Here is a 16753-nt window from a genome sequence, read left to right as displayed (position 1 = left end):
CTAGGATTTACCAATGTTGTAAAATTCGGAAATTTTTTTGGCTTTTGATACTCCAACAACATCAGAAATTTCTTTTTCAGTGGCTAATTGTATTCTTTTTACACTTTTAAAATGCTTGAGTAAGGCCAACATGGTTTTTTCGCCTATGCCCGGGATGGTTTCCATAGACGTTTGCAAAGCCGATTTGCTGCGTTTGTCACGATGGTGTGTAATCCCGAAGCGATGTGCTTCGTTGCGCAGGTGTTGTATAACTTTTAGGGTTTCCGATTTTTTATCCAAATACAACGGTACCGAATCGCCGGGATAAAATAATTCTTCCAGCCTTTTGGCAATCCCGATGATGGCCACTTTGCCTCGCAAACCCAAAGCATCAATGCTTTTGAGCGCCGAAGATAATTGGCCTTTTCCACCATCAATAATAATGAGTTGCGGCAAAGACTGATTTTCATCCAACATACGTTTGTAGCGGCGATACACCACTTCTTCCATCGAAGCAAAATCGTTCGGGCCTTCGACGGTTTTAATGTTAAAATGGCGGTAATCTTTTTTGCTGGGTTTGCCGTCTTTAAACACCACACAGGCCGACACCGGATTGGTCCCTTGAATGTTGGAGTTGTCAAAACATTCAATGTGTCGGGGTTCTGCCGACAGTCGCAGGTCTTTTTGCATTTGCGCCATAATACGGTTGGTGTGGCGTTCGGGATTTACAATTTGCATTTGCTTCAATTGTTCCAAACGTTGGTATTTGGCATTGCGTTGCGATAATTCGAGGATTTGTTTTTTATCACCGAGTTGCGGTACGGTGACTTTAATGGTATCGCCAAAATCGAGTTCGAACGGCAAGATAATTTCTTTGGTTGACAAATGAAAACGCTCGCGCAATTCCACTACGGCCAATTCTAATAATTCTTCGTCGCTTTCGTTGAGTTTTTTTTTGATCTCCATGGTGTGCGAACGGATAATAGCGCCGTGTGCAATTTGCAAAAAATTGACATAGGCCATCGATTCATCTGAAACAATAGAGAACACATCCACATTGGAAATTTTCGGATTTAAAATGGTGGAACGGGCTTGGTAATTTTCTAAAACTTCAATTTTCTCTTTGACTTTCTGAGCGGCTTCAAACTTCATTTCGGCAGCCAACTCCTGCATCAGTTTTTTAAAATCACGCAAACTGTTTTTGAAATTGCCTTTCAGAATTTCGCGTATAGCATCTACCTGCGTTTGATAATTTTCCAAAGATTCGTAACCTTCACATGGCCCTTTACAGTTGCCGATGTGGTATTCCAAACAAACCTTGTATTTCCCGGATTGAATGTTGGTATTGGATAAATCATAATTACAAGTCCGTAACGGATACAATTCTTTGATTAAATCCAAAATCGTATTGACGGTTTTGAAATTGGTATATGGGCCAAAATATTCCGAACCGTCTTTCACCATGCGACGCGTGGGAAATATTCGGGAGAAAGGTTCTTTTTTGATACAAATCCACGGATAGGTTTTGTCGTCTTTAAGCAACACATTATAGCGCGGTTGCAGTTTTTTGATGAGGTTGTTTTCCAACAACAGCGCGTCGGCTTCGGAGGCCACCACGATGTGTTTGATTTCTACAATTTGACGGACTAAGACATTGGTTTTGGCATTGTCGTGCGTTTTGTTGAAATAGGAGGAAACCCTTTTTTTAAGGTTTTTGGCTTTGCCGACATATAAAATTTTACCGGCCGCATCATAATACTGATAAACACCCGGACTGTCAGGTAAGGTTTGCAATTGCAGTTCAATAGAAGGTGTTTCCATACCAACAAAGTTAACGGAAAAAGGCAGAATTGCAAGATGAATAAAGCCTAACATTTATCATGTTTTTTGGAATGGCAAAGCTTTACTTTTGACAAAATTTTTAGGTATGAAATTCTGGAAGAAACTCACCAACGATGAGAGAAAGGAGCGAATTCAAAAGGCTTTGCACGACAATGTCAATTTTTCAAAAGATACTTCACTGGGTTATCCGGCGTCGAAATTAGACAGCAGGGTGTTCAATGATGACGCGCCTTTTTTGAAAGATGCACCCATTTTGCAAACCTATGTAGCCAATCCCAACAATATAGGTTGCCATACATTCGGGACTTCCGAAAAAGCCTTTAACGGCACCCAGGAAATAGAACGCGAAGTGCTGAGTGTGATTGCTGTCGATATTTTTAAGGCCGAGCCTGATGCGTTTGACGGTTATATTTCGCCGGGCGGCACCGAAGCCAACATTCAGGCTATTTGGATGTTTCGCAATTATTACAGTAATAATTATGACGCCAAAGCGGAAGAAATAGCGATAGTAGCATCAGAAGATACACATTATTCGATTCCGAAAGCGTCGAATTTATTGCAGCTCGATTGGCTCAAAATCCCGGTAGATTTTAACACGCGTGCCATAGATACTGATCGATTAGAGCAAATTATTTTGACCGCTAAAGGAAACGGGAAGAAATACTTTATTGCCGTATCCAATATGGGAACCACTATGTTTGGTTCAGTGGATAATCCGGAGGATTATATTGCGGTTTTTGAAAAGTATGATTTGCTTTTCAAACTCCATGTCGACGGCGCTTACGGGGGATTTGTATATCCGTTCAGTAACCAACAATCGGTCATTAATTTCACCAATCCGAAAATCAGTTCCATCACCATAGATGCGCATAAAATGCTCCAGGCACCTTATGGAACCGGTGTTTTTATTTGTCGAAAAGGCTACATCGAAAACGTGCTGACCAAAGAAGCCGAGTATGTGGAAGGTATGGATTTAACCCTTTGCGGCAGCCGAAGCGGCGCCAATGCCGTGGCGGTTTGGATGATCTTGTTTACCTACGGACCTAACGGTTGGTTTGAAAAAGTAAGTGTGTTGCAAATGCGAACGCAGTTCTTGTGTAACCAATTGGACGCTTTGAACATTCCTTACTTCCGGGAGCCGTTTATGAACATTGTTACGGTAAAAGCAGCACATATTCCGAAACACTTAGCCGAGAAATACGATTTGGTGCCACAACAGCACGATGAAAACAACCAATGGTACAAAATTGTGTTGATGGATCATGTAGAAGTAGAACATTTAACTACTTTTATAGAAGATTTGATGGCTACCCACTATGTTTAAAAAAGAATTGCGTAAAAAATACAAAGCCCTGCGGCAAGAACTTACTGCAGACGAAATTGAGGCTAAAAGTTTGGCCATAGCTAATCGGTTGTTGGAATTGGACGCTACGGTATGGAGCAAAACGTATTTTCATTTGTTTCTTTCAATTGAAGAGCAAAAGGAAGTGGACACCGAATTCATCCTGCAAATTTTAGCCGGTAAAGACAAAGATATTGTCGTGGCCAAGAGCCATTTTGAAACGCGCCAGATGACGCACTATCTGCTTACGGATAATACCAAGTTCCAAAAAAACGAATACAATATTTACGAACCCGTGGACGGAATTGAAGTCCCAACCTCTAAAATTGAGGTGGTTTTTGTGCCGCTTTTGGCCTATGATACAAAAGGAAACCGAGTGGGTTACGGAAAAGGATTCTACGATATTTTTTTAGCCCAATGTAGCCAGGAAACCCTCAAAATAGGGTTGTCTTTTTTTGAACCGGAAGACCTCATAGACGATGTTTTCGAGGCAGATGTAACTTTAGATTACTGCGTTACTCCTGAGAAGGTTTATAACTTTCAACCGCTGTTTTCTTAGCGAAGGCTTTTTTGTTAAAAACAATTAAAATGCCCACGCCGGTTGAGATGGCCATATCGGCTATGTTGAAGATGGCATTAAAAAACTTAAAGGGTTGTCCGCCCCAAATAGGAAGCCAATCGGGGAAATGCCCTTCACAAATCGGGAAATACAACATGTCTACCACTTTACCGTGAAACCAACTGCCGTAAGGTTGGTCTGAAAACATAGTGGATAAGTGTCCGTAGCTGTCGTCGAAAATCACGCCGTAAAACACCGAATCGATAATGTTACCCGCTGCCCCGGCAAAGATGAGTGCAATGGCTACCATTAGATAGCGAGAGCTGTGTTTTCGGCTGGCGTCATACAACCAATACCCGATTCCGAAAACTGCTAAAATGCGGAAAATGGTCAAAATAAGTTTACCGTATTCCCCGGGAATTTTAGTTCCCCACGCCATTCCTTCGTTTTCAATCAGCAGTATTTTAAACCAATTGGTCACGTCTATTTGACCGGCTTCACCATACACAAAATTGGTTTTGATATAGATTTTTACAAATTGGTCGACCAATAAGATAATAGCGATAATTAAAATGGAATTGCGTAGTGACATTCTTCGGGTTTTGTTCGCGCAAAAATAGCAATATTATTATATAAAACAGATTTATTTTAATCGTACTCGTCTCATTGGATACATTTTACAAATGATATCGGATAAATGATTAATTTTATACTTGATATCAAATGTTTAAATCGCTTGAAGCAACCAAAATGGTTTTTCAGTATCAACAAGATAGTAAACCCAACCAAATAACAATATGAAAAAAATTACGATGCTCATTGCCGCTGTCTTTGCGATGACGCTATTGTCGTGTAACTCCGACGATGCCTCAGAGGAAACAGCAAAATTTGCGGTTCCTGTTGTAAAATCATTACAGGAAATCAGAAGCAGTGTGTCGGTAGGCACAGCGCGACAAACCCATTCCGACGGTAAAATTTACGTCGTTGCGGATTACCTTTTTTACATTGCCAAGGAATCCGGAATCCACATTTTTAACAATGCCAATCCGGCTACTCCCGCCAATATTGCCTTTATTAATTTGGAAGGGGTGCACGATATTTCGGTAAAAGGAGATTACCTTTTTGCCGATAATTACGTCGATTTGTTGGTATTTGATATTTCGGATATGCAAAATATCACGTTAGTGAAAACCGTGGAAAATGCCATCGTTTTCACGCCGGCTTATCCGGAAGACGCCGAGTTTTACGATTATACTGTAGTTCCGGGGGAAGGCGAAATCATCACCGGTTTTACGGTTGAATGGCAACAAAGACCCGAAGGACAAGAAATTTTCTTAGCCGAAAATGCTTTAGCGGGTTTTGACAGCGCCAACAGCGCGGCCATTGGCACGGGCGGTTCGTATGCGCGTTTTCAAATAAACAACAATGCCCTGTATACCATCGATGCCTACAAGCTCAACGTATTCAACATTACCAATCCTGAGGATACTTTTTTCGATAAAGAAGTGTACATGACGCAATGGTTTGGCGGCGGTGAATTTGAAACACTGTTTATTCAGAAAGAAACGCTTTTTGTAGGGTCAACTACCGGAATGTATACTGTTGACGCTACCGACGAATTCAATCCGTATTTTGTTTCCGGATTTTCACATGCCACTGCCTGCGATCCGGTGGTGGTTTTTGGCAATACGGCTTACATTACCGTTCGTGGTGGTTCTTCATGTGGCGCGATAGAGGATCAAGTGAATGTGATTGATGTGACCGATATTTCAAATCCGATTTTATTGTCTACGTATTTGTTAGACCAGCCTTACGGATTGGGGATTAAAAACGGCATCTTGTATGTCGCGTGCGGTACCAATGGATTGAAAGTGTTCAATGCCGTTAACAGCACGAATTTGGTTTTGGAAAACACCTATGCTCTTGATGTAAAAGACGTTATTCCACTCGACAGCCACTTGATTGTGGTGGGCAATAATACCATCACACAGTTTGGTTACGGACCTAATTTTACGCTGACGCAGTTGAGTCAGATTAATCTATAAATAAAAAGCCCGTCTTGGCATACAAGACGGGCTTTTTTATAGCGTAATGTTTTGCTTCATTAGCGTTGTAAATTTTTAGCTTCGATACTCATCGTGGCATGAGGCACGATTTTCAATCGCTCTTTCGAAATTAATTTTCCGGTTACTTTGCATACGCCGTACGTTTTGTTTTCCACACGGAATAACGCATTTTTTAAGTCACGGATAAATTTTTCCTGACGGATGGCCAATTGAGAGTTGGCTTCTTTAGACATGGTTTCGCTGCCTTCTTCAAAGGCTTTAAACGTAGGCGAGGTATCATCGGTGCCGTTGTTTAAATCGTTCATGTAAGCGCTTTTTATCAATTCTAAATCGGCTTTGGCTTTTTCAATTTTAGCTAAAATAATTTCCTTGAACTCTGCTAAATCAGCATCTGAGTATCTTAATTTTTCTTCTACCATAATCTTACATTACTTATTTAGAAATTAGTATTTTGGTTTTTATATCATCAAATTCAATTTCCGAGCCGTTGGCTAAAGCGTCCTCAAAGGCTAAGGTTTCGGTTAATGTTTCTGATTTGATATAGTTTTCGTTTTGTTGTATGGCTTTTATTAAAATCTCGTTGGATTGCAATTGCACTTTAATCTTATCGGTTACTTCAAATCCGCTGTCCTTTCTAATGTTTTGGATACGATTAACCAATTCTCTCGCGATTCCTTCATTTTTCAATTCTTCGGTTAAGGTAATGTCTAACGCAACAGTTATGCCATTTGCGTTGGCCACCAACCAACCCGGAATATCTTGAGAAGAAATCTCTACATCTTCTAATGATAAAATTATACTTTTTCCTGAAATAACAAGCGTTAACTCGCCTTTGGCGTCTAATTCGTTGATTTGTTCGGGAGTAAAATTTTGTATCTCTTTGGAAATCAATCCCATGTCTTTTCCGAAACGCGGCCCCAAAGCTTTGAAATTGGGCTTAATTTGCTTTACCAATACCCCCGAAGCATCGTCTAAGAGTTCAATTTCTTTGACGTTTACTTCCGCTTTAATGAGGTCGGAAACCGCTTCAATTTCAGCACGCTGATGCGCGTCAAGTACAGGAATCATAACCCTTTGCAGCGGTTGACGCACTTTTATCATCTCTTTTTTGCGAAGCGATAATACCAAGGAAGAAACCGTTTGCGCTTTCATCATTTTGCTTTCGAGCGATTTATCAACAAAGTTTTCAACCGAAACCGGGAATTGCGCCAAGTGAATACTGCTAAATTCCTCGCTTCCAGTGGCATTCACCAAATCGCGGTACAGCTGATCGGAGAAGAACGGTGCAATCGGTGCCGATAATTTGGCCACGGTTAGTAAACAAGTATACAGCGTTTGATAGGCTGCAATTTTGTCGGTACCGTATTCGCCTTTCCAGAATCTTCTGCGGCACAAACGCACGTACCAATTGCTCAGGTTTTCCTGAACGAAATCGGCTATGGCTCTGGCCGCTTTGGTTGGTTCGTAATCGGCATAAGCTTCGTCTACGATTTTGATTAAGGTATGCAATTCCGATAAAATCCAGCGGTCAATCTCCGGACGCTCGTGTAACGGCACTTCGGCTTCCGCATAGGTAAAGTTGTCAATATTGGCATATAAGGCAAAGAACGAATAGGTGTTGTACAGGGTTCCGAAGAACTTGCGACGTACTTCCGCTACACCTTCGATGTCAAATTTTAAGTTGTCCCATGGGTTGGCGTTTGATATCATGTACCAACGTGTGGCATCGGGACCGTATTCTTTTAAGGTTTCAAAAGGATCCACAGCATTGCCCAAACGTTTGGACATTTTTTGACCGTTTTTATCCAAAACCAAACCGTTAGAAACGACATTTTTATAGGCAATAGTATCAAAAACTAAAGTTCCGATGGCGTGTAAGGTGTAAAACCAACCACGGGTTTGGTCGACTCCTTCGGCGATGAAATCGGCCGGGAAGTCTTTGTTTTGGTCAATTTTATCTTGGTTTTCGAATGGATAATGCCATTGGGCATAAGGCATGGCACCGCTGTCAAACCAAACGTCAATCAAATCGGTTTCGCGCTTCATCGGTTTGCCGGATGGCGAAATCAACGTGATGTTATCGACTACATTTTTATGTAAATCCACCAAATCATAGTTGCTTTCGCTCATGTTTCCGATTTCAAAACCTTGGAACGGATTTGAAGTTTCCACACCGGCCGCGATGGCTTTTTCAATTTCGTGATACAGTTGTTCTACCGAACCGATACAGATTTCTTCTTGTTTGTCTTCGGTTCTCCAAATCGGTAACGGAATACCCCAATAACGGGAACGCGACAAATTCCAGTCGTTGGCGTTTTTCAACCAATTGCCGAAACGCCCTTCGCCGGTGGCTTTGGGTTTCCAGTTGATGGTTTCGTTGAGGTCAAACATACGTTCTTTGACATCAGTGACCTTGATAAACCAAGAATCTAACGGATAATAGAGTAACGGTTCATCGGTTCTCCAACTGTGCGGATAACTGTGCACGTATTTTTCTACTTTAAATGCTTTATTTTCTTCTTTGAGTTGGATGGCAATTTCCACATCTACCGAACGCTCCGGAGCGGTTCCGGCATCGTAGTATTCATTCTTAACGTATTTGCCCGAGTAATCACCTAAGCCTTGAATAAATCGACCTTGTAAATCAACCAACGGTACCGGATTTCCGTTTTCGTCCAACACCAACATCGGCGGCACTTCGGGAGTGGCTTCTTTGGCCACTTTGGCATCATCGGCACCAAAAGTAGGCGCGGTGTGCACAATTCCGGTTCCGTCTTCGGTGGTCACGAAATCGCCTGAAATCACACGGAAGGCATTTTCCGGGTTTTGATACGGCAACACCAATGGCATCAATTGTTCGTAACGAATGCCGACTAAATCAGCTCCTTTGGTTTCGGCTAAAATTTGGTACGGGATTTTTTTGTCCTCCGGTTTGTAATTAGCAAAATCGGCTTCGCTTTCGACCATGGCATATTTACCGCCAAATTGTTTTCCGACCAAGTTTTTGGCCAAAATCACATTAATCGGTTCGAATGTATACTGGTTGAACGTTTTCACTAAAACATACTCAATCTTTGGTCCGACGGTCAAAGCCGTATTACTTGGCAAGGTCCATGGTGTGGTCGTCCAAGCCAAGATGTGAATATCGCCGAAGCCCTGAAGGAAGCTTGGCAAGGTGTCTTGTTTGGTTTTGAATTGCGCCACTACGGTGGTATCGGTGACATCGCGGTAACTACCCGGTTGGTTCACTTCGTGCGAAGACAAACCGGTTCCGGCTTTGGGGGAATAGGGTTGGATGGTGTAGCCTTTGTACAACAGTCCTTTGTCGTAGATTTGTTTGAGCAACCACCAAACACTTTCCATGTATTTGGATTTGTAGGTTACGTACGGATCTTCCATGTCGACCCAGTAGCCCATTTTTTCGGTGAGGTCGTTCCACACGTCAGTGTAACGCATCACGGTGCGTTTACACGCTTCGTTGTATTCTTCGATGGAAATGGTTTTTCCGATATCTTCTTTGGTAATGCCTAATTCTTTTTCGGTACCCAATTCGACCGGTAAGCCATGGGTATCCCAGCCGGCTTTGCGTTTTACCTGAAAGCCTTTTTGGGTTTTGTAACGACAAAAAATATCTTTGATGGCCCGCGCCATAACGTGGTGAATGCCCGGTAACCCGTTTGCCGAAGGTGGTCCTTCGAAAAACACGTAGGGTGTGGCACCTTCACGGGAAGTGATGCTTTGTTCAAAGACGTTATTTTTTTTCCAAAAATCAAGAACTTCCGAGGCTACAGTGGGTAGGTCAAGTCCTTTGTATTCAGTAAACTTAGTACTCATTTTTGTCGTTTTCTTAAATCAGTTTGCGAAAGTACTAAATTGTTGCGAGTTACAAGAAAAGTCGGGTGTTTTTTTACGTTAGCGGGTGCAGCGAAAATCCTCCCGAGAAATCGGGAGATTGGAGCGAAAGACGCGACCCTGATTTCGTTTTTTAAACGAAACAGGGGAACGCCCATAAAAATCAGGCGAAAACTTCCTTTAAAACCTCGAGCGATTTGGGTTTTTTGAAGCCGTCGAGGTGTTGGCTATAGTAGTCGAGCAGGATTTTGAGCAGGATTTGACGCTCGGCACCGGTGAATACTTTTTGGGAACTGTCGAATTTGAGTCCGATGAGTTTTCGGAACAACACGGTTTCGTGTTCGGTTAAGCAATGCCGACCCGAAAGCGGTGTGAAACGACCTTCCTGTGTATCGAAAAAAGGGTATTCCTTCTCGGTCGTATCGGGATAAAACCCGAGGAATTTGGTAATTTCCAGCAGTAAAATCAGGTGAAAATTAGCCGTTTCTTCGTGGGTATCCAACCAGAGGAGGGCCGTTTCGAGTAACCAAAAAAGCGATTCGTTTTTTTCCTCTTCGCGGATGCTGTGGTGGAGCACTTCGGCCAAAAAAAGGGCGATGGTGCTTTTGATAATATCGGTATTGAGGGTGTGATAGGCCGCCGCCAATTTAATTTCTTTGAAATGCTCTAAAGTGCCTTTGTTTTTGTGTTGGGCTTCGATTTCGAGTAGGGTAAGCGGTTGAAAATAGGCCGCTTTTTGGCTCGATTTTTTGCTGGAAAACGCACTGGGAACGAAGTAGCCTTTGAGTCCGTCGCTCAGTGTAAAACACTTCACAATCAGGCTTTTTTCCTGATATTTAAGAGACGAAATGACGATGGCTTTGGTTTTGACCAGCATAAGGTTACAGGTTGTGCGTTATAGGTTGTGCATTATTTTTAATACACAACGTAGAACCTTTATCTAACAATCATTACTTTTTTAACGGCGGTTTCGGAGGCATCTTCGGCCGCAATAAAAATCATGTAAACCCCTGAGGAAACCTTGTATTTGCCAAAGGCTGTGGTATCCCATTCGATGGTTCCGCCTTCGGAGGTGGTTTCATAGACCAAGTTGCCTTCGATATCGGTGATTTTGATGTTGGCTTTGGAAACCAATCCGGCAATTTTAACCGTTCCCACAAAATCGGGGCGCACCGGGTTAGGATATACGTATACGTCTTTCAAATCATCGGCCGGTTTGGTGGAGGTGCCTTGAAACGAAACCAATCCTTTATCGGTGGCAAAAAAAACCTCGCCCGTAGTGGCATTAATATCGATGTCGGTGATTACATTGCTGGGCAACGGAGAATTGTCTTTGGTGAAATGGTAAATGGTTTCCTGTCCGTTAGCAGAAAACAGAAAAACGCCGGAGTCGGCAGTACCAATCCATTTTTGATTGGAACCGTTTACGGCGATATCGGTGATGAATTGTTCGTATAAAAGCTCTTGCGCCAAGCCGTCTTCGAGTATGATAATCGGGTTGGCTTCCATTTGATCATCGCCGTTATAGCTGCTGGTGCTGGGCAACACGCGAAGTCCTTTGTTGGTGCCAATCCATACCTGATTGCGGTTGTCGATGGCTATGGCTCGGACGTCTTTAGACGGTAGGTTGCCCATATCTACACCTTCGGTTATTTTTTTAAACACATTTGCCGATTCGTTAAAGGCAATAACACCGTCGAGGTAGGTCGCCATCCATTTGGTTCCCGATTTATCAATCAGTATTTTATTCATGTTGGCCAAATTATAATTGTCCAGTACATTTTCCATGTTGTATGACTGCCATTGTCCGCTGGTTCGGAGTACCTTGAGTTGGTTTTTGATGATGCTGTTGGTGACCCACAAGTTGCCCGAACGGTCATAAGCAGTGCCGTTGATTCTGACGGCGGAACCATTCGGAATCGATTCCAACCCGCTGTTGTTCTGGTCGTATAATAGGGTTGGGACATCGTTTTCGATTTTGAGTAATCCTTTTTGATACGAACTCATATAGACTTCGTTCTCGTTATTCGGATTGACGGTAATTTTAGAAATGGCCTGTGCGCCTAACACGTCGGCATATGGAATATTGAGCCAGCCCGAAGTACTATTGAATTTACTCACTCCGAATTGCGAGATGGAAAATCCGATAAACGTAAACGGATTGTAGGTAATGCTATAGCCGCCATAGCACGCCCAAAGATTGCTTGAGGAAGCATCGATGGCAAACATATAGTTCCGAATCGGACCGTCGGGCATGATGAATTCCAATGCGCCCGGATTGGAAATACCAGTGGTTACGATTCCGTTTTCGTTGGTTCCTATATAAATACGATCATTAATGACCGCGCCACAAGTGAAAGTCACAGGTACAGCGGTGATTTGTGTTGTTTGAATATGAACCAATTGGTTTAAACCCGTTCCGAAGACATAGACATGGTTTGGAGTAGTGACAATTAAATGATTGGCGGTCGCTCTGATGTCGATGGCGTTTTGAACAATTCCGGTGACTTGTACCGGATTGGTTCCGTTGAATTTGTAAAGATAACTATCGGCGCTTGTGGCCATGATTTGATTGTTAAAAGTAGTCATAGTGGTCCAGAAACCGGGATGAAAAACCTGCCATTGGGCAAAATCGTTCAGGTTAGCATTGCTGAGGTCGGCTTTTCGGATGCCGTAATTTAGCGTTACCGCATAAATTTCGTTGTTCAATACGGTGGTCTCATACACCTTTATTTCGAGTCCGTTAGGGCCTATAAAATAAGTGTCGCCAAACTCTAAGGTATTCAGTTTGTATTGCACTATTCCAAAATCGCAGGAGATGTAGACAATGCCGTCGTGTTCCATAAAGTGGTTCACTCTTTTGATATTGGCCGGAAGGTTTTTGTTGATAATATCCACTACATTCAACATACTTCCATCAGCATCATTGATTATTATCAGCAGTCCGTTTTGGTAGCCGACCATAGTTTTGTTGAAAGTATCGCTGTGGTATAGTGCTGTAATGGTTTCTCCCGAGAGGCCGTCAATGGTATTGATGGTTTGAATATTAGAGGAGGCAATGTTCTTAGTGAATAGTGCGTTTTCGGCAGCGGCGTAAATTTTGGTAGATGATTCGGATAAATCTTTGATTTGATTATAGGAAAAATAGCCTTTCCAGTTTTGATTTTGTTGCGACAAAATCAGCTGAGTAAACAATAGCAATACACCGAAAAGAATCTTTTTCATCATGGGCAATTTGATACAAATATAGTATAAACGCAAAAAAGAAGCTTTTGGTATTTTCAAAATAAAAAATGCCCTCAACGGATGAGGGCATTTTCAGGGTTGTTTTGGTTGGTTGTTTATGAAATTATACGATTCCTTGGGCTAACATGGCGTCGGCTACTTTAACAAAACCGGCAATGTTGGCTCCTTTTACGTAATCGGTATATCCGTTGGCGTCGGTTCCGTATTTCACACAAGCAGCATGAATGTTGGCCATAATGCCTTTTAATCTTTCGTCAACTTCTTCAGCCGTCCAGCTTAAACGCAACGAGTTTTGTGACATTTCCAAACCGGAGGTGGCTACACCACCGGCATTAGACGCTTTACCCGGAGCAAATAAAATTTTAGCGTTTAAGAACACTTCAATAGCTTCCGGTGTTGAAGGCATATTGGCACCCTCGGCTACACAAATACAGCCGTTGGCTACTAATGCTTTGGCCTCTTCACCGTTTAGTTCATTTTGGGTGGCACACGGCAAGGCGATATCACATTTCACTTCCCATGGACGTTTTCCGGCTACAAAAGTGGCGTTAGGATATTTTTTTACATAATCTGAAATTCTGCCGTAGTTTACGTTTTTAATCTCCATGACATGTGCTAATTTTTCGGCATCAATACCATCAGCATCATAAATGTAACCAGAAGAATCAGAGAGGGTAACCACTTTTCCGCCCAATTGAGTGGCTTTTTCACAAGCATATTGAGCTACGTTTCCGGATCCAGAGATTACCACGGTTTTACCTTCAAAGCTTTGGCCTTTGGTAGCTAACATGCTTTGGGCAAAATACACATCCCCATAGCCGGTGGCTTCCGGACGAATTAATGAACCACCAAAAGTGATTCCTTTACCGGTTAACACTCCGGTAAATTCGTTACGTAGTCTTTTGTATTGACCAAACATATAACCTACTTCTCTTCCGCCTACACCAATGTCTCCGGCAGGAACATCGGTATCTGCCCCGATGTGTTTGGCTAATTCGGTCATGAAAGCTTGACAGAATTTCATGATTTCGTTGTCTGATTTTCCTTTAGGATCAAAATCAGATCCACCTTTACCACCACCCATTGGCAATGTGGTTAAGCTATTTTTGAAAGTTTGTTCAAAGGCCAAGAATTTCAAGATGCTCAAGTTTACGGAAGGATGGAAACGAATTCCGCCTTTGTAAGGACCGATGGCGGAATTCATTTGGATTCTGTACCCGCGGTTCACTTGAGTGTTACCGTTGTCGTCAATCCAGCAAACACGGAACATGATGACTCTTTCGGGTTCCACCATTCGCTCCAAAAGCATTTTGTTTTGGTATTTTTTATTTTGTTCGATAAAGGGAATTACAGTTTCAGCAACTTCCTTAACTGCTTGCATAAATTCAGGTTCATGACCGTTTCTTTGGGCAACCAATTCAATAAATTCGTTGATACTCTGTGACATAAAACTATAGTGTTTAAATATTTAAGAAAACGTTTTCGTAGAAAACGCACAAATATACATTTTATTAAAAAAGCGAGTATCTTTTTTTTGAAATTCTCAGAACTTTTATAAAAATGGTAGGAAAATTTGAAGAAAGCTGTAATTTATTCTGAGATTTAAAACTTTTGTTGCTTTTTTTCGTATATCCTAGAACAAATTTTTATTTTATTTTATAACTGAATGATGTTTTTATATATTTGTCGAGAATTGAACTTATTAGTATGCAAATGCCCAAAAAATTTATCTTAACTGCCGTACTGTTTCTTGCTTTTGCCGGCAGTACTTTTGCTCAGTTTGGTTTTTCGCATGAAATCGGTGCTATAATCGGGCCGGTTGCATTTCAGTCTGATTACGGTGAGCGTCACAATTTCGAAACTAATGCCGGAAATACCGGGTATGGTATCGGACTGATTCACTACCTCAATTTTTCGTACAAAGCAGAATGTAATTGTTATACTCCGGAAACCTATTTTAATGACCACTTTAAGTTGAGGAGTGAGTTGTCATACAACAAAACAGAGTTGCAACACTTTGGGAGATGGGTTGATAAAAAGAGAACTTCTTTGATGGCAGAACAATTAAGAGCCATGCGCGGGAGTACTGCGGTGACTAACATCGGAATGCAGTTGGAGTATTTTCCGTTGAGTATTCGAGATTTTACAGCTACCCTGGGGTCTTGGGCACCCTTTATCAGTTTGGGAGGACAATTCAGTTTTTATGACCCGGAAGCGTATTCTACCTTAGGCCCGCTAAACACTCCAATTTCTACTCCTATTAAATACTACAATGCTACCACCAATCAAGGTGGGACAGTTTGGTCAATAGTGGGAAGTGTTGGAACCCGTTACAAGCTTACAGAACTATCCGACTTGATGATTGATCTTCGTTGGCAATATTATTTCTCGAATTGGGTAGACGGATTGAATCCGGACCCGGCAGTATATTTAGAGAACAGAGCAAACGATTGGAATGTTTGGTTGAATGTGGGTTACATTTACTATTTACAATAGTATTTATTCTTCTACCGCATCTTTATAATCAGGATACAAGAATTTATTGTATGGGAATCGCGTAATATGTATTTCCCTAACAGCTTCGTATACTTTTTCCCTGAATTCTTCAAAGTTTTCTTTGTTAGTTGCCGAGATAAATAAGGCATTTTTTTCTCCTACATTGTGCATCCAAGTGGTTTTCCATTCCTCCAAGGTGTAGTGCTTTGTAGTTTTTTCGGTAATTAAATCGTCGGCTTCAATGATTTGGTGTTTGAAAGCGTCAATCTTGTTAAATACCATTATAGTTGGTTTGTTGTTACTCTTGATGTCTTGTAAAATTTGATTCACCGACTCAATGTGGTCTTCAAAATCGGGATGGGAAATGTCAACCACATGCAACAGTAAATCGGCTTCGCGGACTTCATCAAGGGTGCTTTTAAACGACTCTATCAGCTGGGTTGGTAGTTTTCGAATAAAACCAACAGTGTCCGACAGTAGGAAGGGTAGGTTTTTAATGACCACTTTTCGAACAGTAGTATCAAGTGTTGCAAATAATTTGTTTTCTACGAAAACTTCACTTTTACTGATGACATTCATCAAGGTTGATTTTCCGACATTGGTATAGCCCACTAAAGCCACTCTCACCATGGCACCTCTGTTGCTTCTTTGTACCGACATTTGTCTGTCGATGGTTCGGATTTTTTCTTTGAGTAATGCAATTCGGTCCCGAACAATTCTTCGGTCAGTTTCAATTTCAGTCTCACCCGGACCGCGCAGTCCGATTCCTCCTTTTTGACGTTCCAAGTGGGTCCACATACCCGATAATCTTGGCAACAAATATTGGCACTGGGCTAATTCTACCTGAGTTCTGGCATAAGAGGTTTCGGCTCTTTGGGCGAAAATATCAAGAATGAGGTTGGTTCGGTCTAATATTTTACAATCCAATATTTTAGAAATGTTTTTTTGTTGAGAAGGCGATAACTCGTCATCAAATATTACGGTGGAAATATTGTTCTCCTTAATGTAAAGGTTGATTTCATCTATTTTTCCGGTCCCCAGAAAAGTTTTCGGATTGGGCTTGTCTAATTTTTGAGAAAACCTTTTTATTACTTCACCACCGGCTGTAAAAGTTAAAAACTCCAGTTCGTCCAAGTATTCGTTAAGCTTGTCTTCGTTTTGATGTTGGGTGATAATACCCACAATGACGGTGCGTTCAAAATTGATGGTTTCTTTTTCTAACATTGTCTTGATTTGAAATACAAAAATACGTATTTGAAAGCGAATAGCAGTAATAATTATTTAATGATAATTTGACCCAAACGTTCAATTATTTTGCCAAAAAAAATATAAATGTTATTTTTTTCATAAATTTTACTAAATTTGAAACTC

At 41.6% G+C, this 16753-nt stretch carries 12 protein-coding genes; 4 read left to right on the top strand and 8 right to left on the bottom strand.

What is annotated here, in order from left to right; genetic code table 11:
- Entirely contained in the window at window positions 1–1800 is a 1800-nt protein-coding gene (gene uvrC / locus QHT84_RS00780; protein ID WP_283237629.1) for an excinuclease ABC subunit UvrC, read from the bottom strand.
- A 106-nt stretch (window positions 1801–1906) separates the two neighbouring features.
- Between uvrC and QHT84_RS00775 the strand changes: the two genes are divergently transcribed.
- Both QHT84_RS00775 and QHT84_RS00770 read left to right on the top strand, forming a co-directional pair.
- On the top strand, window positions 1907–3145 hold the full coding sequence (locus tag QHT84_RS00775; protein ID WP_283237628.1) for a pyridoxal-dependent decarboxylase: 1239 nt from the start codon (window positions 1907–1909) through the stop codon (window positions 3143–3145).
- Window positions 3138–3722 carry a 5-formyltetrahydrofolate cyclo-ligase gene (locus QHT84_RS00770; protein ID WP_283237627.1) on the top strand — a complete coding sequence of 195 codons (585 nt, stop codon included), beginning with the start codon at window positions 3138–3140 and terminating at the stop codon, window positions 3720–3722. Before QHT84_RS00775 ends, QHT84_RS00770 begins: the two co-directional genes overlap by 8 nt.
- On the opposite strand, the gene QHT84_RS00765 is transcribed toward QHT84_RS00770, so the two are convergent.
- A complete protein-coding gene (locus QHT84_RS00765; protein ID WP_283237626.1) occupies window positions 3679–4314 on the bottom strand; it encodes a lipoprotein signal peptidase in 636 nt (211 codons plus the stop codon). The genes QHT84_RS00770 and QHT84_RS00765 overlap by 44 nt on opposite strands.
- A 205-nt stretch (window positions 4315–4519) precedes the next feature.
- Between QHT84_RS00765 and QHT84_RS00760 the strand changes: the two genes are divergently transcribed.
- Window positions 4520–5767, top strand: a complete 1248-nt coding sequence (locus tag QHT84_RS00760; protein WP_283237625.1) for an LVIVD repeat-containing protein — start codon at window positions 4520–4522, stop codon at window positions 5765–5767.
- 59 nt (window positions 5768–5826) lie between these two features.
- On the opposite strand, the gene QHT84_RS00755 is transcribed toward QHT84_RS00760, so the two are convergent.
- From QHT84_RS00755 to gdhA, 5 genes are all read right to left on the bottom strand, one after another.
- Window positions 5827–6207, bottom strand: a complete 381-nt coding sequence (locus QHT84_RS00755; RefSeq protein WP_283237624.1) for a TraR/DksA family transcriptional regulator — start codon at window positions 6205–6207, stop codon at window positions 5827–5829.
- 13 nt (window positions 6208–6220) lie between these two features.
- Entirely contained in the window at window positions 6221–9622 is a 3402-nt protein-coding gene (gene ileS / locus QHT84_RS00750; protein ID WP_283237623.1) for an isoleucine--tRNA ligase, read from the bottom strand.
- Window positions 9623–9803: 181 nt separating this feature from the next.
- The gene (gene recO, locus QHT84_RS00745) at window positions 9804–10517 is read right to left on the bottom strand and encodes a DNA repair protein RecO (RefSeq protein WP_283237622.1); all 714 of its coding nucleotides are present in this window, start codon (window positions 10515–10517) and stop codon (window positions 9804–9806) included.
- A gap of 59 nt (window positions 10518–10576) precedes the next feature.
- A complete protein-coding gene (gene porZ, locus QHT84_RS00740; protein WP_321169561.1) occupies window positions 10577–12865 on the bottom strand; it encodes a type IX secretion system anionic LPS delivery protein PorZ in 2289 nt (762 codons plus the stop codon).
- A gap of 124 nt (window positions 12866–12989) precedes the next feature.
- Window positions 12990–14333 carry an NADP-specific glutamate dehydrogenase gene (gene gdhA / locus QHT84_RS00735; RefSeq protein ID WP_283237620.1) on the bottom strand — a complete coding sequence of 448 codons (1344 nt, stop codon included), beginning with the start codon at window positions 14331–14333 and terminating at the stop codon, window positions 12990–12992.
- A gap of 266 nt (window positions 14334–14599) precedes the next feature.
- Between gdhA and QHT84_RS00730 the strand changes: the two genes are divergently transcribed.
- The gene (locus QHT84_RS00730; RefSeq protein ID WP_283237619.1) at window positions 14600–15382 is read left to right on the top strand and encodes a THC0290_0291 family protein; all 783 of its coding nucleotides are present in this window, start codon (window positions 14600–14602) and stop codon (window positions 15380–15382) included.
- A 3-nt stretch (window positions 15383–15385) separates the two neighbouring features.
- Here QHT84_RS00730 and hflX read toward each other — a convergent pair whose 3' ends face one another.
- Window positions 15386–16606 carry a GTPase HflX gene (gene hflX / locus QHT84_RS00725; RefSeq protein WP_283237618.1) on the bottom strand — a complete coding sequence of 407 codons (1221 nt, stop codon included), beginning with the start codon at window positions 16604–16606 and terminating at the stop codon, window positions 15386–15388.
- Window positions 16607–16753 lie beyond the last annotated feature (147 nt).

Source organism: Flavobacterium sedimenticola (assembly GCF_030053345.1).
Lineage (GTDB): Bacteria > Bacteroidota > Bacteroidia > Flavobacteriales > Flavobacteriaceae > Flavobacterium > Flavobacterium sedimenticola.
The sequence above is the reverse complement of the archived record's forward strand: the minus strand, read 5'-3'. Positions and strand labels throughout refer to the sequence as shown.

What these genes read in the sequence shown, in the direction of transcription:
- recO (WP_283237622.1), bottom strand. Translation starts at nt 10,517, where the DNA reads ATGCTGGTCAAAACCAAAGCCATCGTCATTTCGTCTCTTAAATATCAG.
- ileS (WP_283237623.1), bottom strand. Translation starts at nt 9,622, where the DNA reads ATGAGTACTAAGTTTACTGAATACAAAGGACTTGACCTACCCACTGTA.
- porZ (WP_321169561.1), bottom strand. Translation starts at nt 12,865, where the DNA reads ATGAAAAAGATTCTTTTCGGTGTATTGCTATTGTTTACTCAGCTGATT.
- QHT84_RS00770 (WP_283237627.1), top strand. Translation starts at nt 3,138, where the DNA reads ATGTTTAAAAAAGAATTGCGTAAAAAATACAAAGCCCTGCGGCAAGAA.
- QHT84_RS00760 (WP_283237625.1), top strand. Translation starts at nt 4,520, where the DNA reads ATGAAAAAAATTACGATGCTCATTGCCGCTGTCTTTGCGATGACGCTA.
- QHT84_RS00755 (WP_283237624.1), bottom strand. Translation starts at nt 6,207, where the DNA reads ATGGTAGAAGAAAAATTAAGATACTCAGATGCTGATTTAGCAGAGTTC.
- uvrC (WP_283237629.1), bottom strand. Translation starts at nt 1,800, where the DNA reads ATGGAAACACCTTCTATTGAACTGCAATTGCAAACCTTACCTGACAGT.
- hflX (WP_283237618.1), bottom strand. Translation starts at nt 16,606, where the DNA reads ATGTTAGAAAAAGAAACCATCAATTTTGAACGCACCGTCATTGTGGGT.
- gdhA (WP_283237620.1), bottom strand. Translation starts at nt 14,333, where the DNA reads ATGTCACAGAGTATCAACGAATTTATTGAATTGGTTGCCCAAAGAAAC.
- QHT84_RS00775 (WP_283237628.1), top strand. Translation starts at nt 1,907, where the DNA reads ATGAAATTCTGGAAGAAACTCACCAACGATGAGAGAAAGGAGCGAATT.
- QHT84_RS00730 (WP_283237619.1), top strand. Translation starts at nt 14,600, where the DNA reads ATGCCCAAAAAATTTATCTTAACTGCCGTACTGTTTCTTGCTTTTGCC.
- QHT84_RS00765 (WP_283237626.1), bottom strand. Translation starts at nt 4,314, where the DNA reads ATGTCACTACGCAATTCCATTTTAATTATCGCTATTATCTTATTGGTC.